This window comes from Roseibium aggregatum, from assembly GCF_017309185.1.
Taxonomy (GTDB): domain Bacteria; phylum Pseudomonadota; class Alphaproteobacteria; order Rhizobiales; family Stappiaceae; genus Roseibium; species Roseibium aggregatum_B.
Genome location: NZ_JAEKJZ010000003.1, coordinates 382,656 through 408,913, shown reverse-complemented (window position 1 = coordinate 408,913; position 26,258 = coordinate 382,656). Strand labels below are relative to the sequence as shown.

The 26,258-nt window shown below is 61.4% G+C and carries 26 protein-coding genes and 1 pseudogene; 19 read left to right on the top strand and 8 right to left on the bottom strand.

All coding sequences use genetic code 11. From position 1 onward, the window contains the following. The first annotated feature begins 2 nt into the window (after window positions 1–2). The 3 genes from JF539_RS17050 (at window position 3) to glnT (ending at window position 3,396) form a co-directional block, all read left to right on the top strand. Window positions 3–689, top strand: coding sequence for a GXGXG domain-containing protein (locus tag JF539_RS17050; protein ID WP_207141896.1), 687 nt, complete (start codon window positions 3–5; stop codon window positions 687–689). Between the two features lie 7 nt (window positions 690–696). Further along, window positions 697–2,025, top strand: a complete 1,329-nt coding sequence (locus JF539_RS17045) for an FMN-binding glutamate synthase family protein (protein WP_207141895.1) — start codon at window positions 697–699, stop codon at window positions 2,023–2,025. A 63-nt stretch (window positions 2,026–2,088) separates the two neighbouring features. Beyond that, window positions 2,089–3,396 (top strand): type III glutamate--ammonia ligase, encoded by a 1,308-nt coding sequence (glnT, locus tag JF539_RS17040; RefSeq protein WP_207141894.1) that lies wholly within the window; start codon window positions 2,089–2,091, stop codon window positions 3,394–3,396. A gap of 72 nt (window positions 3,397–3,468) precedes the next feature. Here the strand turns inward: glnT and JF539_RS17035 are convergent, their stop codons facing one another. Both JF539_RS17035 and JF539_RS17030 read right to left on the bottom strand, forming a co-directional pair. Continuing rightward, window positions 3,469–4,881, bottom strand: coding sequence for an asparagine synthetase B family protein (locus JF539_RS17035; RefSeq protein ID WP_207141893.1), 1,413 nt, complete (start codon window positions 4,879–4,881; stop codon window positions 3,469–3,471). Window positions 4,882–4,937: 56 nt separating this feature from the next. Beyond that, a complete protein-coding gene (locus tag JF539_RS17030) occupies window positions 4,938–6,083 on the bottom strand; it encodes a glycosyltransferase (RefSeq protein ID WP_207141892.1) in 1,146 nt (381 codons plus the stop codon). 359 nt (window positions 6,084–6,442) lie between these two features. Between JF539_RS17030 and JF539_RS17025 the strand changes: the two genes are divergently transcribed. Next, on the top strand, window positions 6,443–7,090 hold the full coding sequence (locus JF539_RS17025; RefSeq protein ID WP_207141891.1) for an FkbM family methyltransferase: 648 nt from the start codon (window positions 6,443–6,445) through the stop codon (window positions 7,088–7,090). A 66-nt stretch (window positions 7,091–7,156) separates the two neighbouring features. Here JF539_RS17025 and JF539_RS17020 read toward each other — a convergent pair whose 3' ends face one another. The 6 genes from JF539_RS17020 to JF539_RS16995 all read right to left on the bottom strand — a co-directional run bounded on the left by JF539_RS17020 (window position 7,157) and on the right by JF539_RS16995 (window position 13,127). Next, complete coding sequence (locus tag JF539_RS17020; RefSeq protein WP_207141890.1) at window positions 7,157–8,605, bottom strand: aldehyde dehydrogenase; 1,449 nt, start codon at window positions 8,603–8,605, stop codon at window positions 7,157–7,159. A gap of 13 nt (window positions 8,606–8,618) precedes the next feature. Further along, window positions 8,619–9,341, bottom strand: coding sequence for an ABC transporter ATP-binding protein (locus tag JF539_RS17015; RefSeq protein ID WP_207141889.1), 723 nt, complete (start codon window positions 9,339–9,341; stop codon window positions 8,619–8,621). Further along, on the bottom strand, window positions 9,334–10,062 hold the full coding sequence (locus JF539_RS17010; protein WP_207141888.1) for an ABC transporter ATP-binding protein: 729 nt from the start codon (window positions 10,060–10,062) through the stop codon (window positions 9,334–9,336). Before JF539_RS17010 ends, JF539_RS17015 begins: the two co-directional genes overlap by 8 nt. Next, on the bottom strand, window positions 10,059–10,970 hold the full coding sequence (locus JF539_RS17005; RefSeq protein WP_207141887.1) for a branched-chain amino acid ABC transporter permease: 912 nt from the start codon (window positions 10,968–10,970) through the stop codon (window positions 10,059–10,061). The genes JF539_RS17010 and JF539_RS17005 overlap by 4 nt, the downstream gene beginning before the upstream one ends. Window position 10,971: 1 nt before the next feature. Next, the gene (locus JF539_RS17000) at window positions 10,972–11,841 is read right to left on the bottom strand and encodes a branched-chain amino acid ABC transporter permease (RefSeq protein WP_207141886.1); all 870 of its coding nucleotides are present in this window, start codon (window positions 11,839–11,841) and stop codon (window positions 10,972–10,974) included. Window positions 11,842–11,909: 68 nt separating this feature from the next. Then, window positions 11,910–13,127: an amino acid ABC transporter substrate-binding protein gene (locus tag JF539_RS16995; protein ID WP_207141885.1), complete on the bottom strand. Its 1,218-nt coding sequence runs from the start codon at window positions 13,125–13,127 to the stop codon at window positions 11,910–11,912. A 307-nt stretch (window positions 13,128–13,434) separates the two neighbouring features. On the opposite strand from JF539_RS16995, the gene JF539_RS16990 reads away from it, so the two are divergent. The 15 genes and pseudogenes from JF539_RS16990 (at window position 13,435) to JF539_RS16925 (ending at window position 26,255) form a co-directional block, all read left to right on the top strand. Then, window positions 13,435–14,298, top strand: a complete 864-nt coding sequence (locus tag JF539_RS16990; protein ID WP_207141884.1) for a helix-turn-helix transcriptional regulator — start codon at window positions 13,435–13,437, stop codon at window positions 14,296–14,298. A gap of 433 nt (window positions 14,299–14,731) precedes the next feature. After that, complete coding sequence (locus JF539_RS16985) at window positions 14,732–15,322, top strand: sigma-70 family RNA polymerase sigma factor (RefSeq protein ID WP_236042532.1); 591 nt, start codon at window positions 14,732–14,734, stop codon at window positions 15,320–15,322. Window positions 15,323–15,453: 131 nt separating this feature from the next. Then, window positions 15,454–15,885 (top strand): annotated as a pseudogene (locus tag JF539_RS28035) (flagellin); the annotation flags it as partial. A 126-nt stretch (window positions 15,886–16,011) separates the two neighbouring features. After that, window positions 16,012–16,626, top strand: coding sequence for a flagellin (locus JF539_RS28030; protein WP_328809264.1), 615 nt, complete (start codon window positions 16,012–16,014; stop codon window positions 16,624–16,626). A 190-nt stretch (window positions 16,627–16,816) separates the two neighbouring features. Further along, window positions 16,817–18,514, top strand: coding sequence for a flagellar filament capping protein FliD (gene fliD / locus JF539_RS16975; protein WP_207141882.1), 1,698 nt, complete (start codon window positions 16,817–16,819; stop codon window positions 18,512–18,514). Between the two features lie 3 nt (window positions 18,515–18,517). After that, entirely contained in the window at window positions 18,518–18,961 is a 444-nt protein-coding gene (fliS, locus tag JF539_RS16970; RefSeq protein ID WP_207141881.1) for a flagellar export chaperone FliS, read from the top strand. Between the two features lie 87 nt (window positions 18,962–19,048). After that, window positions 19,049–19,279, top strand: a complete 231-nt coding sequence (locus tag JF539_RS16965) for a hypothetical protein (RefSeq protein ID WP_207141880.1) — start codon at window positions 19,049–19,051, stop codon at window positions 19,277–19,279. Between the two features lie 395 nt (window positions 19,280–19,674). Continuing rightward, window positions 19,675–20,349: a flagellar hook assembly protein FlgD gene (locus JF539_RS16960; RefSeq protein ID WP_207141879.1), complete on the top strand. Its 675-nt coding sequence runs from the start codon at window positions 19,675–19,677 to the stop codon at window positions 20,347–20,349. A gap of 11 nt (window positions 20,350–20,360) precedes the next feature. Next, complete coding sequence (flgE, locus tag JF539_RS16955; RefSeq protein ID WP_207141878.1) at window positions 20,361–21,617, top strand: flagellar hook protein FlgE; 1,257 nt, start codon at window positions 20,361–20,363, stop codon at window positions 21,615–21,617. Window positions 21,618–21,622: 5 nt separating this feature from the next. Continuing rightward, on the top strand, window positions 21,623–21,880 hold the full coding sequence (locus JF539_RS16950) for a hypothetical protein (RefSeq protein ID WP_207141877.1): 258 nt from the start codon (window positions 21,623–21,625) through the stop codon (window positions 21,878–21,880). 2 nt (window positions 21,881–21,882) lie between these two features. Then, window positions 21,883–22,383: a hypothetical protein gene (locus JF539_RS16945; RefSeq protein WP_207141876.1), complete on the top strand. Its 501-nt coding sequence runs from the start codon at window positions 21,883–21,885 to the stop codon at window positions 22,381–22,383. 30 nt (window positions 22,384–22,413) lie between these two features. Next, on the top strand, window positions 22,414–23,757 hold the full coding sequence (flgK, locus tag JF539_RS16940) for a flagellar hook-associated protein FlgK (protein WP_207141875.1): 1,344 nt from the start codon (window positions 22,414–22,416) through the stop codon (window positions 23,755–23,757). Between the two features lie 11 nt (window positions 23,758–23,768). Then, window positions 23,769–24,665 carry a flagellin gene (locus JF539_RS16935; protein WP_207141874.1) on the top strand — a complete coding sequence of 299 codons (897 nt, stop codon included), beginning with the start codon at window positions 23,769–23,771 and terminating at the stop codon, window positions 24,663–24,665. Between the two features lie 374 nt (window positions 24,666–25,039). Beyond that, window positions 25,040–25,507: a hypothetical protein gene (locus JF539_RS16930; protein WP_207141873.1), complete on the top strand. Its 468-nt coding sequence runs from the start codon at window positions 25,040–25,042 to the stop codon at window positions 25,505–25,507. 31 nt (window positions 25,508–25,538) lie between these two features. After that, window positions 25,539–26,255, top strand: a complete 717-nt coding sequence (locus tag JF539_RS16925; protein ID WP_207142051.1) for a response regulator — start codon at window positions 25,539–25,541, stop codon at window positions 26,253–26,255. Window positions 26,256–26,258: the final 3 nt, after the last annotated feature.

Genomic DNA, 26,258 nt, shown 5'->3' with positions numbered 1-26,258 from the left:
GAATGCCGACCTTCGATCTGGCTGAGACCCCGTTACGCGACCTCAATCAGGCGCTTCACGATGTGACGGCGGCCAGCAACGACACTGCGTTTGAAGTTCTCAATCCGCGCGGCGCCCATGCGGTTGCCTCCGGTGTCGACGCGCCTGTCAGCGTCGATATCCGCGGCAGCGTCGGCTATTACTGCGCCGGCATGAACTGCGAAGGCACGGTCACGGTTCACGGCTCCGCCGGACCGGGTGTCGCGGAAAACATGATGTCCGGCGCGGTCTTCGTCAAAGGCGACGCCAGCCAGTACGCCGGGGCGACCGGACGCGGCGGTCTTCTCGTGATCGAGGGCAACGCCTCCTCGCGCTGCGGCATCTCGATGAAGGGCATCGACATCGTGGTCAAGGGCAATATCGGCCACATGTCCGCCTTCATGGCGCAATCGGGCAATCTGGTGGTGTTGGGCGACGCGGGCGATGCCCTCGGCGACTCGCTCTACGAAGCCCGTCTTTTCGTGCGCGGCGAGGTCAAGAGCCTCGGTGCGGACTGCATCGAGAAGGAGATGCGGCCCGAGCATCTGGAGTTGCTCGCCGGTCTTCTGGCGCGTGCCGGGGTAACCGACGTCAAGCCGGAGGAGTTCACCCGCTATGGCTCCGCCCGCAAGCTCTACAATTTCAACATCGACAATTACGACGCGTATTGAGGCGCCCATGACCTACCGGAATCCGACCACGACCCCGCGCCAGGCCGCCGCCTTCGACGAATACACGCTGTCCGAGATCCGCCGTGCCGCGGCAACCGGGATCTACGATATCCGCGGTGGCGGGGCGAAGCGGAAAGTTCCGCATTTCGACGACCTCCTGTTTCTCGGCGCGTCCATGTCCCGCTATCCGCTCGAAGGCTACCGGGAAACCTGCAACACCAACGTCGTCCTCGGCACCCGCTTCGCCAAGAAGCCGATCGAGCTGAAGATCCCGATCACCATCGCCGGCATGAGCTTCGGCTCGCTCTCCGGCCCGGCGAAGGAAGCGCTCGGACGCGGCGCGACCATGGCCGGCACCTCGACCACCACCGGCGACGGCGGCATGACCGAGGAGGAACGCGGCCACTCCGAGACCCTCGTCTACCAGTACCTGCCGTCGCGCTACGGCATGAACCCGCGCGACCTGCGCCGCGCCGACGCGATCGAGGTGGTTGTCGGCCAGGGCGCGAAACCGGGCGGCGGCGGCATGCTTCTGGGCCAGAAGATCACCGACCGGGTCGCCGAGATGCGCACCCTGCCCAAGGGCATCGACCAGCGCTCCGCCTGCCGGCATCCGGACTGGACCGGTCCGGACGATCTGGAAATCAAGATCCTGGAACTGCGCGAAATCACCGACTGGCAAAAGCCGATCTACGTCAAGATCGGCGGTGCGCGGCCCTATTACGACACCGCGCTTGCGGTCAAGGCCGGGGCCGACGTGGTCGTCCTCGACGGCATGCAGGGCGGCACGGCGGCCACCCAGGAAGTCTTCATCGAACATGTCGGTCAGCCGACCCTTGCCTGCATCCGCCCCGCGGTCCAGGCGCTTCAGGACCTTGGCATGCACCGCAAGGTGCAGCTGATCCTCTCCGGCGGCATTCGCAATGGCGCCGACGTCGCCAAGGCTCTGGCGCTCGGCGCGGACGCGGTCTCCATCGGCACGGCGGCCCTTGTCGCCATCGGCGATAACGATCCCAAGTGGGAAGAGGAATATCAAAAGCTCGGCACGACGGCCGGCGCCTATGACGACTGGCACGAAGGCAAGGACCCCGCCGGGATTTCCACCCAGGACACCGATCTGATGCAGCGCCTAGATCCGGAAGCCGCCGGGCGGCGCCTGTCCAACTATCTCAAGGTCATGACGCTGGAAGCCCAGACCATCGCACGGGCCTGCGGAAAGAACCATGTTCACAATCTCGAACCGGAAGATCTTTGCGCGTTGACCATCGAGTCGGCGGCCATGGCCGGTGTCCCGCTTGCCGGCACCGATTGGATTCCCGGCAAGAGTGGGATTTGATTAGACAGAAAATACGGCGGGCAAACCGCACGAAAATAGACACAGAGGCAGAAGGGGAACTTCATGACACTGGATCTGGCAGCCTATGCCAAGGAGAAGGGGATCAAGTATTTCATGATCTCCTTCACCGATCTCTTCGGCGCGCAGCGCGCCAAGCTCGTTCCGGCGGCCGCGATCGCCGACATGCAGAAGGAAGGGGCAGGCTTCGCCGGCTTCGCCACCTGGCTGGACATGACACCCGCTCACCCGGATCTGTTCGCCGTTCCGGACGCTTCCTCGGTGATCCAGCTTCCCTGGAAAAAGGACGTCGCCTGGGTCGCCGGCGACTGCGTCATGGAGGACGAAGCCGTTGAGCAGGCGCCACGCAACACCCTCAAGCGCCAGATCGCGGAAGCCGAAAGCCAGGGCCTTTACGTCAAGACCGGGGTCGAGGCGGAATATTTCCTGATCTCTCCGGACGGGACCGAGATTTCGGACCCCTACGACACCGCCGAAAAACCCTGCTACGACCAGCAGGCGGTCATGCGCCGCTACGACGTCATCTCCGAAATCTGCGACTACATGCTGGAACTGGGCTGGGGCCCTTACCAGAACGATCATGAAGACGCCAACGGCCAGTTCGAAATGAACTGGGAATTCGACGACGTCCTGAAGACCGCCGACAAGCATTCCTTCTTCAAGTTCATGGTGAAGTCGGTCGCCGAGAAGCATGGTCTCAGGGCCACCTTCATGCCCAAGCCCTTCAGCCACCTGACCGGCAACGGCTGCCACTGCCACGTGTCCGTCTGGAACAAGGACGGCACCGAGAACGCCTTCGCCGATCCCTCCATGGAACTCGGACTGTCCGAACAGGGACGCCATTTCCTCGGCGGGATCATGAAACACGCCGAGGCCCTGGTCGCGCTGACCAATCCGACCGTCAATTCCTACAAGCGCATCAACGCGCCGCGCACGCTCTCCGGCGCGACCTGGGCGCCGAATACGGTAACCTGGACCGGCAACAACCGCACACACATGGTGCGCGTGCCCGGTCCCGGCCGTTTCGAACTGCGCCTGCCGGACGGGGCCGCCAACCCCTATCTGATGCAGGCGGTCGTCATCGCCGCCGGCCTCAACGGCCTGCGGGCCAAGGCCGACCCGGGCAAGCGCTACGACATCGACATGTACGCGGAAGGCCATCTGGTCACCGACGCGCCGCGCCTGCCGCTGAACCTTCTCGACGCCTTGCGCAATTACGACGCGGACACGGAGCTGAAAAGCGCCATGGGCGAGGCCTTCTCCAGCGCCTACCTGAAGCTCAAGCACGGCGAATGGAACGCTTACGCTTCTCACCTGTCCCACTGGGAACGGGAGCAGACGCTCGACATCTGATGACCGGCTTCCGGTCTCCGAAGGGCCCCCAAGGCAGCCTGTGCCCCTACACGCGCAGGCTGCCTTGACCGATCAGCGCTTCTTGTAGCCCAGCATCCGTTTCAGCTTCGTCGACAGCTTTTTCTTCTTCTTCGCCTTCGGATTGTTCTCTTTGGTAAAGCCGAAGCCGATCTTGACGTTTTCCTTCACCGGAAAATCCCTGCGCCGCAGATAGCCGCGGATGACGGATTTGTATTCGCTGTTCTTGACCTCGGCCGTCAGGTTCAGGAATTCCTGCACGACGGCGAGGTCCAGAAAGGGATAGCGCGCCTCCATTCCGAAGGATCCGGCAACCATTTCCTCCTTTGAGAGATAGGCCGCCTGGGTGCTCCCGAACACGGACGCCCAGGGAAAGCGCCCGAGGAGATTGTTCGGAAACAGGCCTCCGAAATTGCTGTGCGCGAAGAATTTGTGACCGCCGTGGCCATAATCGGCGTAGATCTCGTCGGCGCCGCTCCCCGACAGATAGACCAGCGCGCCTTCCTTCTTCGCCCGCCCGCAGACACCTGACAGGATCAGCGCCGCATTGTCCTTGAAAATGCTCTTGCCGGCCTCAAGCCGCTCGCCGTCGTCGTTGACGATGAAATAAGGCTGGTCCTCGACCCGGTTTTGGAGCCACCCTCTCAGGTCCTCGACAACCAGATCGGTTTCGGGAATGACCACCGCCTGGTTGCCGGAGCCCCTGACCGCCGAAAGGCGCGCGCCAATGATATCCGGGTCTTCCCGGCCTTCGACCGTGACACTCAGAAAATCCTTGTTCTGGGCGATCAGGGAGGCGGCGATCGCGCCGCTGTCATAACCGCTCGACAGGCCGACGAAGGGCCCGCCCCGCAAATGCTTCACCCTTTTCGCGACGGACCGGTCGAAGGCCTCGCACCAGTCGTCCAGCCCGGTCTTGAACTGGGCGATGTTAAAGGCGTAGGTCTCCCGCTCGACGACGTTCGTGCCGTCCAGCGCATATTCGACGGAATGATTTGGCTTGAGCGGCCGGATTTCATCGAATCCCAGAACGGTCAGCGGATCCCGGTAGCTCGCGAACCCGAAAGCCCCGCCCCTGGCGCCGAAAAACAGCGGTTTCGTTCCAAAGCAGTCCCGCGCGACATGCAGAACGTTGTTTTCGAAATCGGCGATGATGATCGCGTATTCGCCGTCGAGTTTTGAAAACAGCGCTCCGCCGTGCTCCTTGTAGAGATCGTGCAGGTAACGGACTTCGCTCTCGTAGTCGTCCGGGCAGCTGTAGATCTCGCCATTGAACATGATGACGATTTTCTCGTCGTCCGACACAAAGGGCTGCCCGACAAAGTCTCCGCGCATGGACAACAGGTTATGGCAGAAGAAATAACCGTTGATCGTGATGCCCTGGGTGTGGTCCGGGCCCCGCAGGGACATGATCCGGTTGAAGTCGTCATTGGCCGGCGGAAGCGAGGAAAAAAGGAAACTGCACATATTTGGTGTCTAACTTTCTGGACCCGTATTTTCGATTTAACCCGAAACCGCCTGCATCACCGGCCGGCGCTGGCGCTCAGGATGGCCTCGATCCGGTCGGTCAACCGCCTGTTGTCGAGATTTTCAACCGCGAACGCCCGTGCCGCGCGCGATATCCGCTCTACATCGAAGCTGCCTGACAGCGCGTCGCTGATCAGTTTGCGATAACCGGTTACATCGAGTTCGTCGACCAGAAAACCCGTTTCACCTTCCGAAATGAGCTCCGGAATCCCCGCATGCCGGGTGGAGAGAACAACACAGCCGCAGGCGAGCGCCTCCTGGATCGATCTTGGCGCGCCTTCCGCGTCGCCTTCGGGGCTGGGGGCGGAATGCTGCAGGAAGAATTCCGCCTCCCGTAGATGCCTGCAGACCTCATCGTGCGGCTGATCGCCGAGGAACGAGACCTGGTCTTCCATACCTTCCTTCCGGACGATGTCCCGGCAGGCCTCCAGCGCCGGACCGTCGCCAATCATGGTGAGGGTGGCGGAGGGATGTGCTCTGGCCTCGTCGCAGAAGGACTGCACGGTGATCTCCGGACGTTTCTTTTCAATCAACCGGCCAACCGCCACGAACCTGGCCTTTTTCTTCTCCGCCGGACGGAATTCGTCGGTGTTGACGCCGCTTGGCACGATGTAGCTGTTGGGATGAACCAGGCCATAGCGCGCAAGATTGTCCTGCAGATACTTTGAAACGAAAAAGACGCCCTCGGCCTTCCTGAACGCACGCGCCGTCAGTTTCTGGTGCTTGGGAGACTTTATCCGCAGCGTACCGTCGAAGCCCCGGTAGTAGAGAAAGATCGGAATGCCGATGTTTCCGATACTGTCGGCGACCTCCGCTCCGAGGTCGCCGAACTCGCACAGAATGACGTCGACCTGCTCCTCTTTCAGGAAATCGATAATTCTCTGCCGTTCGGTTCCGGAAATACTGTATTTCGGCAACTTCAGAAGATTGTTCCGGACCTTGACGACCGCTTTCAGGAGCCCGTCAGACCAATTTCCCTGAACGTCGGAACGGCAAAGGACCGCGCGCCCGGAAGGGTCAACGCTTTGCCCCTTTGTACTGCACACACATGAGGTCCCCGAAAACAGGTTTTCGATGTGAAAGTTCACCATGGTGTGCAAGCGGTGCGGATAGGCAAAGGTGAAAATGCATAGTTTTGTCATCAGCTGGCTCGGTACTGGCCCTTGGCACGTCGGATCGCAACGCATGGCGGTACCGGCAAACCGGCCTTTTTTCAACGCGTGTCTCCCGTCTAACACAAAAAGCTGACGAAAAGACCTTCGGCCGAGCGATGTCCGTCTTTCTAGGAGGCGATTGCCCCCCCCCCCAACACAGGAGCATGGGCGCCTGAAACCAGGTTGCAATTCTTGACACTTACCGTAGGAGATGCCAGAAATTCAGAATACGCAGAGTTATTCTGGAGCCAGCCATGCATGTTGAGCAACTTCAGAAATCAATTGAAGAAAACTTTTTCAAGATCAGGCGTAAAGTCTTCCACGTTATCAAAAAGAAAACCGTCACAGTGAACGGACTGAAACTGATTTCAGATTACAGACGCACTCCCAAAGACATCTGTAAATTTCTGTTTGACGACAGCTACGAAAAGCCGGAACGGATGTTGGTTCGGCAATACCTGGACAAGAACGACCGGGTTCTGGAAATCGGCGCGGGCATCGGTCTGGTAAGCATGGTGTGCGCCAGGATCGTCGGCGAAGAAAATATCTTGAGCTACGAGCCAAATCCCCGGTCGCAAAAACTCATTGCGGAGAATTTCGCTCTCAACGGCATGAAGCCTCGGTTGCGTGGAAAAGCGCTGGCGTTGAAATCGGGCACGACAACGTTCTATTTCAACGACAACATCATTTCCTCCAGCCTCATAGACCGGAAGTTTGGCGGCGGCACAAGCGTGGAGTGCGATGCCTTTGCCGACGTTCTTCAAAGCTTCCGGCCCAATGTCATCGTCATGGATATCGAGGGTGCGGAGGTCGAGCTTCTCTGCAGCGCCGACCTCGCACCTGTCGGCAAGATCTTCGTCGAAACCCACCCGCATGTGGTTGGCGAAGAAAAAATCGGAGAAATGACGTCAAGGCTCCGGACCAGTGGGTTTTCGCTGATCGAGGCCACGGAGGACTGCCACCTCTATGCAAGAGAGTGCGGCAGACCCTCTTGAGACAAAAGCCTCCACGCGCCGCGAACAGGCGCGAGGAGGCTTTGTACGGCTTGCTTCAAACAGCCCTCAGATCGGGTAATGCAGGTCGCCGTCCTGCAGTGTGATCCAGCGCAGTTCGGTGAATTCCGCGACACCCCAGGTGCCGCCGAAACGGCCGAAGCCTGAGGCCTTGACGCCGCCGAAAGGCATTTGCGCCTCGTCATGCACCGTCGGCCCGTTGATGTGGCAGATGCCGCTTTCGATCCGTTTGGCAACTTGCATCGCCTTCATCACGTCGCGGCCGAAGACGGCGGAGGACAGGCCGAATTCGCTTTCGTTGGCGATCCGAACGGCCTCGTCCACGGAGCCCGCGCGGATGATCGCGGAGACCGGGCCAAAGCTTTCTTCCGTGTAAAGCCTCATCTCCGGGGTCACGTGGTCCAGAGCCGCGGCATTGAGCATGGTCCCGTTTCCGCCGCCCGCGATCAGGGTGGCGCCGTGGTCGATCGCATCCTGAATAAGGGCGCGCACACGATCCGCCGCGGCCTGGGTCACCAGGGAGCCGAGCGGGTGCTTGCCTTCGCCGGGATCGCCCGCCGTCAGGCTCTCGACCTTCGCGGCAAAGGCGCTGGCGAAGGCATCGCCGGAGGATCCGACCGTGATGATCCGCTCCGTCGACATGCAGATCTGCCCCTGGTTCATGTAGGCGCCGAAACCGGCGGCGGCGACCGCCGCATCGATATCCGCGTCTTCCAGAACGATCAGGGGCGCCTTGCCGCCGAGTTCAAGCAGCGCCGGTTTCAGATAGCGTCCCGCCAGTTCGCCGATCACCCGGCCGACCCGGGTCGAGCCGGTGAAATTGACCCGGCGGACCGCAGGGTTGGCGATCAAAGCCTCGACGATCTCGGGCGCATCCTTGGAGTCGTTGGAGATCGCGTTCAGCACGCCGTCCGGAAACCCTGCCTCCGCCACGGCTTCGATGATCAGGGCATGAACCCTCGGGCAGAGTTCGGAACTTTTCATGACCACGGTGTTGCCGCAGGCCAGCGGCGTCGCGATGGACCTGACACCCAGAATGACCGGTGCGTTCCAGGGCGCCATGGCGAGGACGACACCGGCAGGCTGGCGGATTGCGAGAGCGGTTGACCCGGGACGGTTGGACGGCACCACCTCGCCCTTGATCTGCGTGGTGAGCGCGGCCGCCTCGACCAGCATGTCCGCCGCCAGCTTGACGTTGAAACCGGCCCAGGCCTCGGTCGCGCCAATCTCTTCCTTCATCGCCGCGACGATATCGCCGGCGCGGGCCTTCAGATTGTCCGCGGCCGCAAGCAGTTTGGCGCGCCGTTCGCCGGGGCCGGTCGCGGACCACTCGGGAAAGGCGCGCGCCGCGGCGTCGACCGCACGCGTGGCATCGGCGACACTGGCCGCCGCCGCTTCGGTCACGCTCTCGCCGGTGACCGGGTTTTCGCGTACGAAGCGCCGGTTTCCTTCCGCGGGAAGATGCTGACCGTCGATATAGAGGTTGAGACTGTGCATGTCTGCGGTCCTTTCAAGTCTGTGCCGTTACCGCCCCGCCCAGGAAGGCGCGGACGACGGCTGGGTCGTTTCTAAGGGTTTCGGCCGGACCGGACCCGCTGATCCGCCCGGCCTCCAGCAGATAGGCGTGGTCGGCAAGATCGAGCGTGGCGCGGGCATTCTGCTCGACGATCAGGATCGTCAGGCCGGTTTGGCGAATGCGCCTGAGGGCCGAAAAGACCTCCTGAACCACGATCGGAGCCAGACCGAGGGAAGGCTCGTCCAGAAGCAACATTTCCGGCGCCGACATCAGCGCCCGGCCGATGGCGACCATTTGCTGTTCGCCTCCCGACATCGTTCCCGCGATCTGGGTCCTGCGTTCCGCCAGCTTCGGGAACAGGGTGAAAACCTGTTCGCGGCCGGCGTCGCTTTTCGCACGTGCGTGGACGGGATTGGCTCCAAGCGAGAGATTTTCCGAGACCGTCAGGCCCGGAAAGATGCCGCGGCCTTCCGGAACGAGGGCAATCCCCTTTTCCACCAGCTCATGCGGCTTCAGCTCAAGCAGGTTCTGCGCCCCATAGAGAATCTCGCCGCCGCTTGGGCGCACCCGGCCGCCGATCGCGCCCAGAAGAGACGACTTGCCCGCCCCATTGGCGCCGAGGATAGCGACCATGGTCCCCTTGGAGACGCTCAGGGAAGCGTCCTGCAAGGCGACATGCTTGCCGTATCGGATGGTCAGATCCCGAACCTCAAGCATCCGCTCCCTCCCCGAGATAGGCCGCGATAACATGCGGATCCCGAAGCGCCGTCTCGGTCGCCTCGTCGGCGATCAGCCTGCCTGAGTTCATCACGACGACGCGCGGACACAGCGCGCGCACCGCCTCCATGATGTGCTCGACCATGAGGATCGTGATCCCGCTTTCCTTCAGGGACCTGATCAGCGCGATGCCTTCGGCGAGTTCCGTCGGATTGAGCCCGGCCAGCCATTCGTCGAGCAGCAGCACCTTCGGCTCCGAGGCCAGGGCGCGCGCAAGTTCGAGACGCTTCTGGTCGATATAGGTGAGATCCGCGGCCGAAGCGGTGGCCATTTCGGACAGGCCCACCTGCTTCAGCGCTTCCAGAGCCACCTCCTGCGCCTCTGCGACGGTCCGCCGGCCGGGACCGAACACCGCCGGGATGGTGACATTCTCGATCAGGGTCAAGGAGGGAAGAATGCGCACCAGCTGAAAGGTGCGCGCAATGCCCGCCCGGGCGATCTGGTCCCGCCGCCGGCCGGTCAGTCTTTGCCCGTTAAGACTGATCGAGCCGGCGGTAACGGCCAACTCACCGGAAACGAGGTTGATCAGGGTCGTCTTGCCGGACCCGTTGGGTCCGAGCAAGCCGACGATCTCCCCGGCCTCGAGGCCGAAGGACACCTCGTTCACGGCGGTCAGGCCGTCGAACTTTTTCGTTGCGCCGTCAATCGCAAGAAGCGTCATGCCCTGACCTCCCCGCCCCGGCGGCGCAGTTTTTCAAGACCCGCAAGAATTCCATCCGGGAGCGCGAAAACGACCGCGATGAACAGAAGGCCGAGAAAGATCGGATAGGTGTCGGGAAAATTCGCCGACAGCCACTCAAAGACAAGAAACAGGGGAACCGCGCCCAGCGCCGGTCCCCACAGGCGGTTCGCGCCGCCCAGAAGCGCCATGATCACGGTCAGGAAACTGATCGTCGGGTTGAACGCGATGGCCGGCTCGACATAGACGAAGCGCGGACTGGCGATTGCCCCGGCCAGGGTCAGGATCGTCGCCGACAGCACGAAAGCGATCAGCTTGGTGCGCGCCAGGTTGATGCCGGAATGGGCGGCGACCACCTCGTCGTCGCCGACGACGCGCAGCGCGAGCCCCAACCGGCTCCGGTTGATCCAGGCCGTCAGCCCGATCGTCGCCGCGCCGAGGGCAAGCATCTGCCAGTAGATATCGCGCGCCGTGAGGTCGAGAAATATGTAACGCCCGAGCGTTCCGGTCACATTGACCTCGAACCAGGTGATCAACTGGCGCACCAGTTCCGCAAGGCCGAAGGTGAAGATCACGAAATAGATCCCGGCAAGCCGCAGCGTCGACAGACCGACCACCAATGCGATGGCGGCTCCGACCGCCGCGGCGGAAATCAGAACAAGCGGATAGGGCAGCGCTTCGTTCAGCACGGCCACGGTGTAGGCCCCGATCCCGTAAAAGGCAACGGTCGCCAGGGACACGTAACGCGTCGGGCCGGAAAAGAGCGCCCAGCCGCTGGCAAGCGTCACATAGGTGACCGCGCCGATCAGAAGGCCGAGACCGTAGTCGGAGACGGCGAAGGGGGCACAGGCGAGAACAGCCAGGCCCGCCGCTATGAGAAGAACCTTCATCTCAACTCCTCCTGCCGAAGAGACCGTTCGGCCGCCACAACAGCACGGCAAGGAAAATCGCAAAGGTGGCGGCAAGGGTCAGGCCGGGGTCGATAGCGGTTGCCACAACGGTTTCGACAAGACCGAGCGCGACGCCGGCAACGAGCGCACCCGCAACATTGCCGACCCCGCCCATGATCACGATGACCAGCGCCTTCATGGTGAAGACAACCCCGTCGGTCGCGGAAAAGGTCTGATACATGGCAAGCGACGCTCCGCCCGTGGCGGCAAGCGACGTACCGAGCGCGAAGCCCTGACGTGCCACGCGATTGACGTCGATGCCGACCAGCGGCGCCGATCCCGGCGACTGGGCGACCGCCCGGATGGTCAGCCCCCAGCGGGTCAGGTTCAGCGCCGCGACCAGGGCTCCGCCCGCGACGACACAAATGACCAGCGCCACCAAACGGTTGAGCGCGACCGGCACGCCGAGCACGGAAACGCCTTGATCCAGGTAGGAGATGGATGTGAAATTCGCTCCGAACACCACCAAAAGGCCGCCCTGGATCAGGAACAGAAGACCGAATGTGGCGAGGATCGAGTCGACTTCGAGACGGCCGCGCGCCCCGGACCGCTGCACCAGGGGCCGCATCATCACCGTGTAAAGGCACCAGCCGGCCGCGTAACCGGCTGGACAGATCAGAAGCAGCGCCACGAGCGGCGGCAGCCCGAAGCTCTTGAACAGCACGACCAGCAGGAACGCGGCCACAAGCGTCAGTTCGCCATAGGCCAGATTCATGATCCGGCAGATGCCGTACTGCAGCGTCAGGCCGAGAGCGAGCAACGCATAGGTCGCTCCGAGCACGAGGCCCAGGATCAAGGTGGTTAAAAGCATGGAGTTCAATTCACCGGTAAGGACGCGGGCCTGACACTTCGGCCCGCGTCGGATAGGTCAGAACGGTCTTACCATTCGGGCTTCGGGATTACGGCAGCGGACGCGCCCTGCTTGCCTGCGGGGCTGACCGCCCGGAACGCGCCGTCCTGCCACTGCCCGACCCAGAAGAGATCGCGCAACTGGTTGTCTTCCAGCTTCACCTCGCCGACGACGGTATCGAACGTGCCGGTGGACAGTTCTTTCGACAAGGCTTCGTGATCGAGACCTGCGCGCCCGACCGCCTGTTCGAGCATTTCCAGCGAGGCATAGGTAATGGCGCTCGCCCAACTGTCCGGCGGATTGCCGACGGAATCGGTATGACTGGCGAAATAGTCCTTTATCGCGCTGCTGTCGGCGTCGACGCCGCCTATGGCCATGACCCCGTCCGGCTTGCCGTTGGCAATGCCCGGGTAGATCGGAAAGGCGCCTCCGACGGAGATATAGAAAACCTTTGGATTGTAGCCGATCGACTGGGCCGTCTTGGTCATGCCGAAGGAGCCCGGCGGATAGGAGAAGGCAACGAAGCTGTCGGCCTCGGAGTTCTGCACCTCGCTCATGATCGCCGCGAAATCCGACGTGCCGAGCGGATAGGTCTCGTCGTAGACCAGTTCGAAACCCGCCTCCTTGAAAGCCGGGCGGGCGGCCTTGATCAGATCGATACCGAAACCGTCCGCAACGGAGACGACCGCGACCTTGTTGTTGATCTTGCCCTCCTCAAGGGCGGCGGACAGAAGCTCGACAAGCCCGTTGGCATAGTCGTGGCCGCCCCCCAGCATCCAGAAGCTGCGGTCCCAGCGCTTGACGAAGTCCGGCGCCTTGTCGGTCACGGCGGTCACTGCCAGCTGCGGGTAACCGTATTTCGCGAAAAGCGGCGCGACCGCCAGATTGGCGCCGGTCGACCAGGGCGGCAGGATCAGATCCACCTTGTCCTGACTCGCAAGCCGCTCGATGGACCGCACCAGATCGCCGTTGGAAGACCGGTTGTCGTATTCGATCACCTCGATCTTGCGCTTGGAACCGTCGGGCATGGTCAACCCGCCGGCGTCGTTCACGGTCTTCACCCAGAGCTCGTAATTGGGGATCGTCGTGATTCCGGCCCCGGTGGCATTCGCACCTGTCCGGGCAACGGCATAGCCGATCTTGACGGTTTCCCCCTCGGCGGATGCGAAACCGGCGGAAAGCGTAGCGGTTGCCATCAGTCCGCACCTGAGTGCGCGCAAGGCCGCACGCCGCGAAATCTTGGTCATGAAATCCTCCCTGGATCGGCGGACCTTCCGACCGGAGCCGGCCCAAATCCACATGCCGATTGATTTAGTTTTGAGAGCAACCCACCCGCGTCGTACCGGACGCATGGTGCTCAAACGGCCCGCCTCCACGAGCCGATGCATATCCCAAGGCCAGAACCCGCGTCTCAGCGCGGCTATCGAAAGGCCTTGGGTTTGACCGTAGTCCGAACTGCGCGCCCCAAGAAATGCACTCATGCGACTATGATTTGTACTTTTGCTTGATTTCCATCCCTGATCTGCCGATATTCTCGGCACAATGACATCCTCCTTGCCTCGCATACCCACGCGCCGGTCCACGCCGGCGGTGCTGCGCATTTCCAGCCCCTTGACACGGGGCGGCTATACGCTCGCGGCAGGCAACGCCCATCTTGTCCTGACCTTCGCGGGCCGGCTGGAGTTCCAGCCGCCGAAAGGCGCACGCCGCTCGCTGGCCGACGGGCCGCGGATTCTGTGGTTCGCCGACGGCGACGGCGGTGAATTGGTTGCCGACGCAGGCACGCGCGCGCTCATGGTCTCGCTACCGCAGCTCGTCCTGACGGGCGCGCTGCCCGCGACCCCGCTTGGAGAACAGATCGCCCGCACCCTTCGGCAGGAACTGACCCTCCCCTTCGAGGAAACCAACCGGATCAGAGAGATCATCGAAGGCCTGGAGGCCGAACAGAGAGGCGGCCTGGCGGGAGCCGACGTTGCCGCGCTGCATTATGTTTCGCTTCTGCTTCTGTATGTGTGGCGGCTTGCCCGCGTAGACCTGGTGACCCACGGCCGGGCGCCGCAGGGTCTCGCCGAGCGCTTCGTCCTGCTTGCCGGACAGCACCTGCGCGAACACATCAAGGTGGAGGACTATGCCCGCTCGCTCGGCGTCAGCCGCGACCGGCTCGGAACGGCGGTCCGCCGCGCCACCGGCTTCTCGCCTCAGGGCTACCTACACCAGCTCCTGATGCGCGAAGCGGCCGAACTCCTCGCCAACACCGGCATGCCGGTCGGGCAGGTCGCCTTCCGGCTCGGCTTTTCAGACCCGCCCTATTTCACCCGCTTTTTCAATCGCATGAGCGGCGTGTCTCCGGCCCAGTTCCGAAAAAGGGCAAAGGCGCGCCGCGCGGCGGGAGACGACTCTTATGCCGCGTGGCCGTAATACCAGTCACCGCCTGCCGTCTGCGCAGAGCACTACAGGCAAGATGACCACCTCCAGCTTCGACATATCATCAACACAATTCAGCAAACCCAATAGATGTTCCAGATAAAAAACAAAATTAACAATTTATAAACTATAGTATATTGCTTTATTTCCAGATGTAATGTTAAAAAAACTTAGGTAGGCATTTTTTTCCTATCGGATGAACATTTTTTCCTAGTAAAAGTGAATATTTTTCCTAGTAAAAAACGAAATTAATTTAACTTTTTCGCGCCTGAACTTGGTTATTACTACGTTATAGACTTGTAGCCATGGCTATTCACCGATTTTGCCCACGTCTATTGGGAAACGGAATATGGGTGTTGCGATATCTAAGTCTGAGACGACAGGCATTGAGTTCGAGGGGGATCCAGGGTCGCACAGCGAGCCGGGAATGCCGTCCGCCACAGCGGATTTGAAATCTCTTTCGGACGACCTGCTTCTGGAGCTTATTGCATCGAACCGGGAAGACGCTTTCCAGACACTGGTCGAGCGCCATGTCGACCGGGGCTACGCCGTCGCCTATCGCATCCTTCAAAACGGTTCCGATGCGGAAGACGTCGTCCAGGATGCCTTTCTTCAGGTCTGGACGCGCCGGGAGATGTGGCAGAGCGGCCGGGCGAAATTTTCGACCTGGCTGTTCCGCGTGGTCAGCAACCGCTGCATCGATCTTTTGCGCAAGCCGCGTGCGGAGACGGTCGACGAACTCCCTGAGCTGGAAGACGGCAACTGCGATCAGTCACGGGACCTGGAGCGCCGGGAAGCAACCGAGATGCTTGAACGAGCCATGATGAAACTGCCCGATCAACAAAGAATCGCTTTGGTCTTTTCCTACAACGAGAACATGAACAACTCCGAGATCGCTGAAATCATGGACACCACCGTGTCCGCCGTAGAGTCTCTTCTCAAACGAGGGCGTCAAAAGCTTCGGGTAATACTGAAAAAGCAAAGCGCCGATATCCTGAACGCTTTTACAAACCGTTAACTCTACTTGATCCGGTCAAAACAAAAAATCGCCTGAATTCACACCGTGCCTCCGTTGAACTGTCAGAGCGCGGCCAATCGCGCTGTGCACGCCGTCCGGTGGCGTGGATCGAGTGACATCAGGAGAAAGCAATGCCTGTCATTTCAACGAATACCGCCGCCAATACAGCGGTCCGCTATCTGAACATGAACTCAAGCGACCAGTCGGAATCGCTTGCCAAGCTGGCCAGCGGTTCCAGCATCACCAAGGCGTCGGACGATGCCGCCGGCCTGGCCATAGCCACCAGAATCTCCTCGGACGTCGCCGCCCTGGAGCAGGCCTCCACCAACTCCTCCCACGGCATTTCCGTGCTGCAGACCGCCGACGGCGGCGCCGCCAATGTCAGCGACATTCTGGAGCGGATGAAGACCCTCGCCTCCCAGTCCGCGTCCGGCACCGTGACCGACTCCGAACGCGCCTACATCCAGGCGGAATTCGAACAGCTCCAGGAAGAAATCGACGGCATCGCCGAAAGCACCCGCTACAACGGCCAGAGCCTTCTGGACGGCTCCAGCGACTTTTCCGACGACAGCACCAAAACAGCCGCCGAGGTAACCGGTGCAAACGCGGCCGCCACCGTTACGGCCGATACCGACGGTATCATCTCCATCAATGGGATCGAGATCGAACTCACCACCGACGACACATCGATGACCGTCGACGAGATGGTGGACCTGATCAACGACGGCCTCCAGGCTGAGGGCGAATACACGATCACAGCGACCAACGACAGCGGTACGCTGACGCTGACCACCCTGGACACCGGCGACGACGCCTCCATCACCCTGGCCGACGTTTCCGGCACCCTGAACCTGGCCACCCTCGGCCTGACCGCCGGAACCACCACGGGCACGACCACCGAGGTCGACACAACCGGCGCCGATATCGTCGTGGGCTCGTCTTCCGCCGACACGATCAACCTGTCGATTCCGGAACTGACAGCCGAGGCGCTCGGCATCGCGGATCTCGACGTGTCGACCGCGGACGGCGCCAAGGAAGCCCTCTCCGTTCTCGACATGGCGATTGACGAGGTGTCCAACGCCCGGGCGGAGATGGGGGCGACCATGTCCCGTTTCGAATTCCGTTCCGCGCAGATCGACACCAGCATCGAAAACCTCGACGCGGCCCAGTCCGCGATCGCCGACGTCGACATCGCCAAGGAACAGGCCGCGCTTTCGGCTGCAAGCGTCAAGGTTCAGGCAGCCGTCGCCGCCGCCTCCCAGGCCAACGAAATGCCTGAAAACCTCCTGTCGCTGATCCGCTAACGGCAGATCGGCCGGTCGTCGGGCGATCCCTGACGGCCAATCGTCCTGAGCATCGGAACCGCGCTCGACATCGGTTCCGATGCTCCAGGGGTACGGACCGTCCCGATCAGTCCCACTACCGATCTGCCGATGCAGAGACCGGGGCTGTCCGTACCCCTCCTTTCGACCGCACGAAAACCGGATCTCCGCAATGAGCGTGACCGACACGACCTCCACAACAACGACAACCACGACCCAGACCGTCTACACGGCGTCGGCGAACGCCGACGCGGACGTCGACTGGGACGCGCTGATCGAAGCGGCGGTCCTCGAAAAGCAGGTTCCCGCCGACAGCATCGAGATCAAGATGGAGGAGAACGAGGCGGAGATCGCCGCTTACGAGGAAATGCAGACGCTGCTGCAGGACCTTGTCTCCGCGCTCGACACCATCCGTGGCACGGACAATTCGCTGACCGAATCCGACGACGTGTTTTCGCTCCGCGACGCCTATCTGACAGGCTTCGGCGATGTGGACGCGGAATCGGCGGTAGTCGTGACCGCGGAAGATGGCATCGACGTCGCGACCTACGAACTCAAGGTTCTGCAGCTGGCCACGAGCCAGAAGGTGGCGGGCGACGTCTTCGAGGACAGCACCGCGGGAATGGATCTTTCGGGCACCTTCACGCTCGCGCTCGATGGCGCCGACAGCGAGGAGGCCGTCGAGATCGAGATTACGGAAGGCATGTCTCTCGACGAAATCGCCGAAGAGATCAACGCCAACTCCGACGACACCGGCGTCTCCGCCTCGGTCATCCAGATTTCCGACGATGAATACAAGCTCGTCCTCAGCGCGACGGAGACAGGTCAGGACATCGTTCTGAACGCGGTCTCCGGCAACGATATCGGACAGGCGCTCGGCCTGACGGACACGAGCGGCGCCTTCGTGAACGAGTTGCAGGCCTCGCAGGACGCGATCATCAGCGTCGACGGCGTCGAGGTCACCCGCGACAGCAACACGATCGACGACGTCATCGAGGGCGTCACCTTTTCCGTCTACCAGGAGACCGGTGACGACAGTTACATCTCGGTCGAGATTTCCAACTCCCTGACAAGCATCCAGGATGCCGTCTACGCGCTCGTGGACGCCTACAACGCCTACAGGGAATGGGCGCTGACCCAGCAGGAGGTCGCCTCCGGCGGCGGCGCATCGGACGACGCGGTGCTGTTCGGCGACAGCATCCTGCGCAGCACCAACAGCGATATCGCCGACGGTCTTTCGACCGTCATCGACGAGGACAGCATGGCCCTGCTCGGCCTGTCCTATGACAGCAGCAACTATCTTGAGGTCGACGACGACACCCTTGCCGACGCGCTTCTGACGGATCTCGACGCAATCGAGGACCTGTTGATGTTCGACATTGAGTCGAGCTCGAACGATCTGGCGCTTCTTGCCCGCAACGACGCCATGCCGGACGCACTGTCGCTCGACATCGAAGTGGACGGAGACGGCACTGTCACAAGCGTTCTCGTTGACGGCGAGGACGGGCTTTTCGAGGTCAGCGGCTCGCGGATCGTGGGCGTCGAAGGCACCGCCTACGAAGGCATCAGCTTCGTGTTCACCGGCACGGAAAGCCAGACGGTGGACATGACCTTCACCTCCGGCCTCGTTGAAAATCTCTACAACGCGGTCAATTACTACGCGGACGCCACCGATGGATTGCTGACCGAGATCATTACCGACCTGACGGAGCAGAACAGCGACTATCAGGAGGAATACGACAGCATCATATCCAGCGCCGAGGATTACCGGGACTATCTGACAACTCTTTATGCGAACTACCAAGCCCAGATCGAGGAAGCGGAATCCGACCTCGCCTATATCGAAGCTCTTCTCGATTCAGGAGATTAAGCGATGAGCTATGCCATGAACCGGGCCATTTCGGCCTACCGTACCGCCGCGACGACCGTTGCCCCTCCCGCAGCGGTGACCCTTTTGTTCGACGAAGTCCTGAACGCGATCGTGCTGGCGGCCCGCCATCTGCGCGACAAGGACTACGAGGAATCCCATCGCCGCATTGCCCGGGCGACCGGCATTCTGCGCGGCCTGCGCCAGAACGTGAACCCGGACATCGACCAGGCGCTCGGGCAACAGCTCATCACCATGTACACACGCAACATCTTTGCTCTCAACACCGCCGTTGGAAAGCCGGATGCGGCCAACCGCTTCGCGACATTGGCCGAAGGACTTCTGGAACTGCGCAACGCCTGGGCCGATATGACCACGCTCGCCCCGAGAAATGCGCAAACGCTGATGAGCGACATCCACGGGGAACGCATTGTTGCAGAATATTTCTGAACCATAGACAACCAGTTTCCGGGCATGTACCGTTCGACGCACGCTCGGAGACACGCTGGTTCGCATATGGTCGCTGCAATGCCTTTGATGGCACTCGAAAAATTCAATGCGCTCCTGGATCGTTATGGATCTAACCTGGACACATGGCCTTTGACTGAGCAGGGTCCGGCAAGAGAATTACTGAAAACATCAAGCGACGCGAGGCAACTGCTGGAAGAAGAGCAGGCGCTTTCGGCCCTGCTGTCTGCACGTCCTGCCCTCAAGGCCCCCAAGGGGCTCGCAGGAAAAATCATCGCGAAAGCGCGCGAGTCTTCCTGATACGAACAAGCGGACGGGCGTAAACCCTCCCTCGTCCGCCGCTCAAAGCCTCCATGTCCTGACGGGATCTTTCCTGAAATTGCACCGCGTGGACGACCGGCAATTTTTGCCGGAGACGGCTCCGGCGGCTCTATCAACAATTTTCTTCATGGAAATTTCGGCTCGCCCGCGCGGGCGAACTGGCCAATCTCTCCGTTTTGAAGGCCGGCACAAGCTAGGCAACAATTTCCGCACCGGAAACACCAAGGGCCGGCAATTTATTCCCAAGTAAAAAATTGAAAAAACCGCGCCCGGAACGCTGCCCGCGCCCGTTTCACTAATAGATCGGGCGATCCATCGATCGATGACAAGTCTTACTCGCCCGAGACTCGAATTCAATTGATGAGGGCTCGGGTATGACTATATCCACGCTAAATTCTTACAGCGCAACAACAAGCACAACATCGTCAGCAACTGAGGATGCAGCCAGAACTTCCATCGACAGCGATGAATTTCTGATGTTGATGGTAGAACAGCTTCAGAACCAGGATCCGACCGACCCGACCGACACCAGCGAATACATCGGTCAGATGATCTCCTATGCGAGCTACGAAACCCAGTCGGAGATTTCCGACCAGCTCGCCACGCTGACCGACACGATTTCCACCTACATGAACTCGCAAGGGCTCGGCTACCTCGGTCAGACCGTGGAGGCCGTCGGCAATACCACATCACTTCAGGACGGCGAGGCCCAGTGGTCCTACTCGCTCGACAGCGAAGCCGAAACCGTCACCGTCAGCATCCTCGATGAAGACGGCAACACGGTCTACAGCGAAAGCGGCGAGACCAGCTCCGGCGCACATTCCTTCACCTGGGACGGCGTGACCTCGGACGGGGAACAGCTTGAAGACGGCGGCCAGTACACCATTCAGGTTGAAGCCTACGACGCCGACGGCAACGAGGTCTCGGGATCCACCACGGTCATCGCCGAGGTTACCGCCATCGACGCTTCCGGTGACGACGCTGTCCTGGGCATCGGCGACGCGTCCGTCCTGCTGGACAACGTCCTCGCCGTCAAGTCGACGCAGTAAGGGAGGCCGGCATGAGCTTGCAGGGAGCCCTCAACGCGTCCATCTCCGCGCTGTCCGCGCAGAGCACAGCGCTTTCCGTCATCTCCGACAATCTGGCGAATTCCCAGACCAACGGTTACAAATCCTCCTCAACCAGCTTTTCAAGCCTAGTCGCCGGGAGCGGTTCCAATTCGAGCGGCGGCGTCTCAGCCACCATGGTCTCGAATGTCGATCAGCAAGGCCTTCTCGTTCAGTCGACGGAAGCCACCCACCTGGCCATCGAGGGAGACGGTTTCTTCATTGTGTCGGACTCCTCCGACGGCGCCTCGACCTATTATACCCGCAACGGGGAATTCGCCGTCGACAGCGACGGCTATCTGGTCAACGGCGATTACTATCTTCTTGGCTGGGCAACGGATTCGGACGGAAATCCGATCGGCGGCACCAGCGAGAACGCCCTTGAACCGATCGATCTGGACTCCGTCCAGAGCTCGGTGGATGCGACTTCAAGCGTCGCGATCCAGGCCAACCTTCCTGCCGACGCCGAGATCGGCGACACTTTCGAGACAACGTTCGAGGTCTACGATTCCCTCGGGACCACGAGCACGGTGACCGCGACCTATGAGAAGACCGCGGAAAACACCTGGGAAATCAGCTACTCCGATCCGACCCTTCCTTCCACCGGTGCGACAATCGGAACCGTCACGTCCGGGACGGTGGAAGTGACGTTCAATGCGGACGGCACACTCGCCTCGACGAACCCGGATCCTGCGGAACTCACCATCGAGAGTTGGACGACGGGCGCCGACGACAGCTCGATCAGCGTGGACTTCGGCGACGCGGGCAGCACCAACGGGCTGACCCAGTATTCCTCCGGAACGGACGATCCCTCGATCGACGTCCAGTCCATTGACCAGGACGGGCTGGCCTACGGCAATCTCAGCTCCATCGAGATCTCCGACGACGGCATGGTCATCGCCTATTTCGACAATGGCGAGGAACGCCCGATCTACCAGATCCCTGTCGCGACATTCGGAAACTCCGACGGCCTGGAGGAAATGAGCGACGGCATCTACGCCCGTTCCTCCACCTCTGGCAACGCGACCCTGCACGAGGCGGGCGAAGGCGGAGCCGGAACGATCCAGGGCGGCTGGCTGGAGGCCAGTACGGTGGACACGGGAGACGAGTTTTCCAAGATGCTGTCGGCCCAGCAGGCATACTCCGCCGCGTCCCAGATCATGTCCACGGCCAACGACATGTTCGACACGCTGCTCGACGCGGTCCGGTAACGCCGATGTCCGGCGATCTCAAGGCGTGCCGGGAAAAGCACCGCCGTCTCAAACAGGAAATCCGCAGGCTGGAGGCGGAGCCCCGCTCTCCGGCCACGAAGCTCAAGCTGCTCGTTGCCAAGAGGAACCTGCAGGACCTGATCCGCCACATGCGGGAAAAACAGGCGGAGGCCGGAAGCCAGATGTCCCGGTCCACTGCAGTAAGCCAGGCCGTCAACGTCTACGCCAGAACGGCGCAAGCATTGAAGACACAAGGAAAGTGAGAATGTCAGCGAAACCTCAAAAGCGGAAGTCGGAGAAGAGCGTCAAGGTCCTGCTGTCTCCGGCCGACATCGCGAAGGTCGAGTCCGTCATCGACAACGCCATCAGGGTTTCGGAGGACCTTCTCGCGATCACGGAAGAGGAAAACCGCAGATTGGCAAGCGGCCGGCCGGCCACGATCGATGACCTTCTGGAATGCAAACGCAAACTGGTCGGCGAAATGGAGACGTTCCTCAAACAGTTCAAGGCCCAGAGCAACATCTTCCTGCTGGCGTCGCCGAAAAAGTTCACCGAACTGCAGATGAGCAACGAACGGCTGACGCTTGCCTTGTCCTCGAACAGCCAGAACCTCGTCCGCGCCCTGACAGCCAGCCGGCGCCGGGTCGAAACGATCATGCGGGCAATCCGGGAAAAGCAGGCCGCCAACACCGGCTACGACAGCAGGGGCGGGTATGGCGCGACGCCCTCCCACCCTGTTTCGGTCGGCCCGCGCTACGAGGCCTGACCCGGCGATACCCAGGAGGGAGACCGTCTCATGACCAGCCTCAACGCAGCGTCCTATATCGCGGCAAGCTCGCTTAGGGCGACCCAGGTCCAGGTGTCTGTCGCCTCCGCCAACATCGCCAATGCCGATACCGATGGCTACACCGCGAAATCGGCGACGGTTGCCTCCCAGTCCACGCTCGGTTACGGAGCCGGCGTCGCCGTCACCGGCATTTCCTCCAGCGTCAGCAAGTATCTACTGGAGGACCTGCTCGGCGCGACCAGCGACACGGCGGGCGCCACCGTCACGGCGGACTATCTCGACGCCCTGCAGCAGTCCCTCGGCCAGACGACCGGCGACGACGGCGACGGCAGTTCGCTTGCCAACTCCATCGCCGATTTGGAAAGCGCTCTGACCGAACTCGCCGAGACACCGGAAAGCGAGAGCCTTGCGAGCGCGGCGGTCTCGGCCCTTGAAGACGTCACGTCGCAGATGAACAGCCTGTCGTCCGGCATCCAGGAGCAGATCGATCAGGCGGACGAGGAAATCGGCGATGCCGTGACTGCCGCCAACGAGGCGATTGCGACCATCGATTCACTCAACGAGCAGATCGAAACCGCCGCCGCGCGTGGCGTCAGCACGGCGGACCTGGAGGACGAACTCAACGTCGCGCTCGTAACCCTGTCCGAACAGATGGAAATCACCACCTTCCGGGCCGACGACGGCACGGTCAAGGTCTACACGTCGAGCGGTCAGGTGCTGGTCGGCGACGCCGCCCATCTTCTGTCGACAGACACCGATGCGGACGGCAAGACCACCGTGTCCGTCAACGGATCCGACATCACCGGCGAGCTGGACAACGGCAAGCTCGGAGCCCTTATCGAATTGCGCGACGAAACCCTGCCCGCCTACCAGGACATGCTGGACGAACTGGCAACGACCTTCATCGACAGCCTGAACGCGATCACCCCAGGCCTTTTGACCGGAACCGGCGCCTCGGACATCGCCGTCAGCGGCACGGTCAAAGCGGACCCAACGGAGCTTCTCGGCAACACCCTGCCGTCCGAAGTCGCCTACGACCTCCTGGACGCCCTGCAGACCGGAGCAAGCTTCGACGCGGCCGGAAATCTGGCGGCCGGCGACATGACCTTCGCCGACTACGCAAACGACATTCTGGCCGATGCCGTGGTGAAAACGAACGCCTCACAGACCCAGCTTGAAATAGCGGAATCCGAACTGACCACGGTCACTGACACGATCACCTCGACCTACGGCGTCAACGTGGACGAGGAACTGACGCGCCTGTCGGAACTGGAGCAGCTTTACTCCGTCGCCTCGACCCTTTTGAGCGTCGTCCAGGAAATGTTCGACGACCTCCTCGAAGCAGTCCAATAGGAGGACCCGAGATGGTCATGCGTGTCGCCACATTCAGCCAGTCGTCGACGATCCTGCAAAACGCGCTCAGGACGGAAGCCAAACTCGCGCAGAACCAGGAACAGCAGTCGAGCGGTGTTCTCTCCTCCGACTATGCCGGGCTCGGCAACGACGCGGCGACGCTGGTCGACCTGGAAGTTTCCCTGGCCCGGTCGGAAGCGGCCGTCTCCGTCGCCGAGGACGCGCTCGCCCGGGTCGAGATGACCTATTCCGTTCTGGGTGGCGTGAGCGATATCCTGACGTCCATGCGCGCGGAGGTCACCGGCGTCGTGGAGGAAGACGACCTGACCAGCCTGCAGCTGATCGCCGAGAACTACCTCGAAGACATGACCGACCTCCTGAACACGCAGCTCGCGGGCCGGTATCTCTTCGCCGGCAGCAACACCCAGACCCCTCCGGTGGACCTGACAACCTATGAAGCCGACGATCTGACCACCGTCAACACCGACTACTATACCGGCGACGACTACGTTCAATCCGTCCGCCTCAGCACCGACCGGACGCTGGACTACGGGGTAACCGGCAACGCGGACGCGATCGAGGAGGCCATGCGCGCGCTCTCCTACATGGCGACCGCCGATACGCTGTCCCTGGACGACATGGAGGCCCTGGCCGACCTGCTGGTCAGCGCGCAGGACGGCATCATTGCCCTGCAAAGCATGAGTTCCGCCTCAGCCTCCAGTCTGGAATCCTTCATATCCTCCGAGCAGAACTACATCGCCAGCGCCGAGGAAATGATCACGGAACTGGGGTCCGCGGATATCGCGGTCCTGATTGTCGAGGCTTCCAACTACGAGGTCCAGCTCGAGGCGAGCTACGCCGCGCTCGGCTCGCTGAACGACATGTCCGTTCTGGATTACCTGTTCTAGCAGGAAGTCGAGAAAACAGGCCTCCCGGAAGTGTCCCCCCAGACATTGCGTAAGCGGAGACCCTGGGAGACACACTGAAATTTATTTCAACAGCCCGCTGGAGCATCACGTCCGGCGTATGTTTTCGGCAACGCCGGTTTTTCAGAATCGGCCGCTCCGGTTGCCGAGCAACATTTTGCAACAAAACGGCACAGACCGGAAAAACATCGGCCAACAACAGTCCCGATATTGGCTCAGACAACCGCAATTCTCCCTCGGCCGGAACTTCCGATGAAGTTGGTTCACCTCGTGTCATTACCTAGACCAGCGAAACCTCACGGCGTCTTGCGCAACGCAGACGGCTGGACCCTATCGATGAGCAAAAGACCAGTTGCATGACCTCCAAATCCCTATGCGCCATCTTCATGTTCGCTCTGACCGGCATTCTTCTTCCTTCGCCGAGCATCGCTGAACACCCCAAGGCCGAACCCGTACCGGAAACGGGGCCCGTAACGGAGATCTGCCTGCCCGGAGACGTTTCCGCCCTCGAAGTATGCGCGGCGTTCTTCCTTGACGAGGCCGGCTATACGATCTGCCTGTCCGACCAGTTGACCGGCGACAGTTTCTGCCGAACGTCTTCCTTTCCACGACAGCCAGACCTGCCCGGCGGACAGCACGATCACCGCCAGCGTCTTGCGCCCGTCACTAAGGAACCCCGGTTCCGGGAGACGTTTCCTGACGAAGCGTCTCTCGGCGCAAACCATTGTTCAGGTCTCCGCACCGGGGCATCCCCGGCGTATGGCGGCAAATGCCGTCTGGCGTTTTCCGCCCAAGCTCGATCCGGCAACAAGCATGACAGTTGATTTTCAAGATCCGAAATGCCCATCTACGCTCATGGACATTGAAAAAAAGACGGTTCTGATTGTCGATGACGATCCGGAGATACGCCGGTTGATCGCCGGTTTTCTGCGCGGTGAAGGCTTTGAGGTAGAACTGGCCGGAGACGGCCGCGAGATGGACACTGTTCTGGAGAGACTGCGCCCCGATGTGGTCGTGCTCGACCTCATGCTGCCCGGCGAGGACGGCCTCTCGATCTGCCGCCGCCTGCGCTCCGACCAGAACGTTCCGATCGTCCTGCTATCCGCCAAGGGCGACGAGACCGACCGGGTTGTCGGGCTGGAAATCGGCGCGGACGACTATGTGGTCAAGCCGTTCTCGCCGCGCGAACTTCTGGCACGCATCCGCGCGCTCTTGCGCCGCACGGGTCCTCAACAGCACCAGCAGCTTTCAAGGCGGTTTTCCTTCGAAGGCTTTATAGCCGACCTCGATGCGCGCCAGCTTCAGACCGACCTCGGCGAACTGGTTCCACTGACCGGTGCCGAGTTCGAACTGCTTTCCTGCTTCGTGCTGCGCCCGAGGCGGGTTCTGTCCCGCGACCAGATACTCGACTGGACGCATCGCAGAATGGCCGATCCCCTGGACCGGACGGTCGACATTCTGGTGTCCCGGCTGCGCAAGAAACTGGAGAACCTGAAGCCCGGCTGCAATCTGATTTCGACGATCCGCAACGGGGGGTATCTCTTCACCGCCAACGTAAAGCAGATCAGTTAGGGC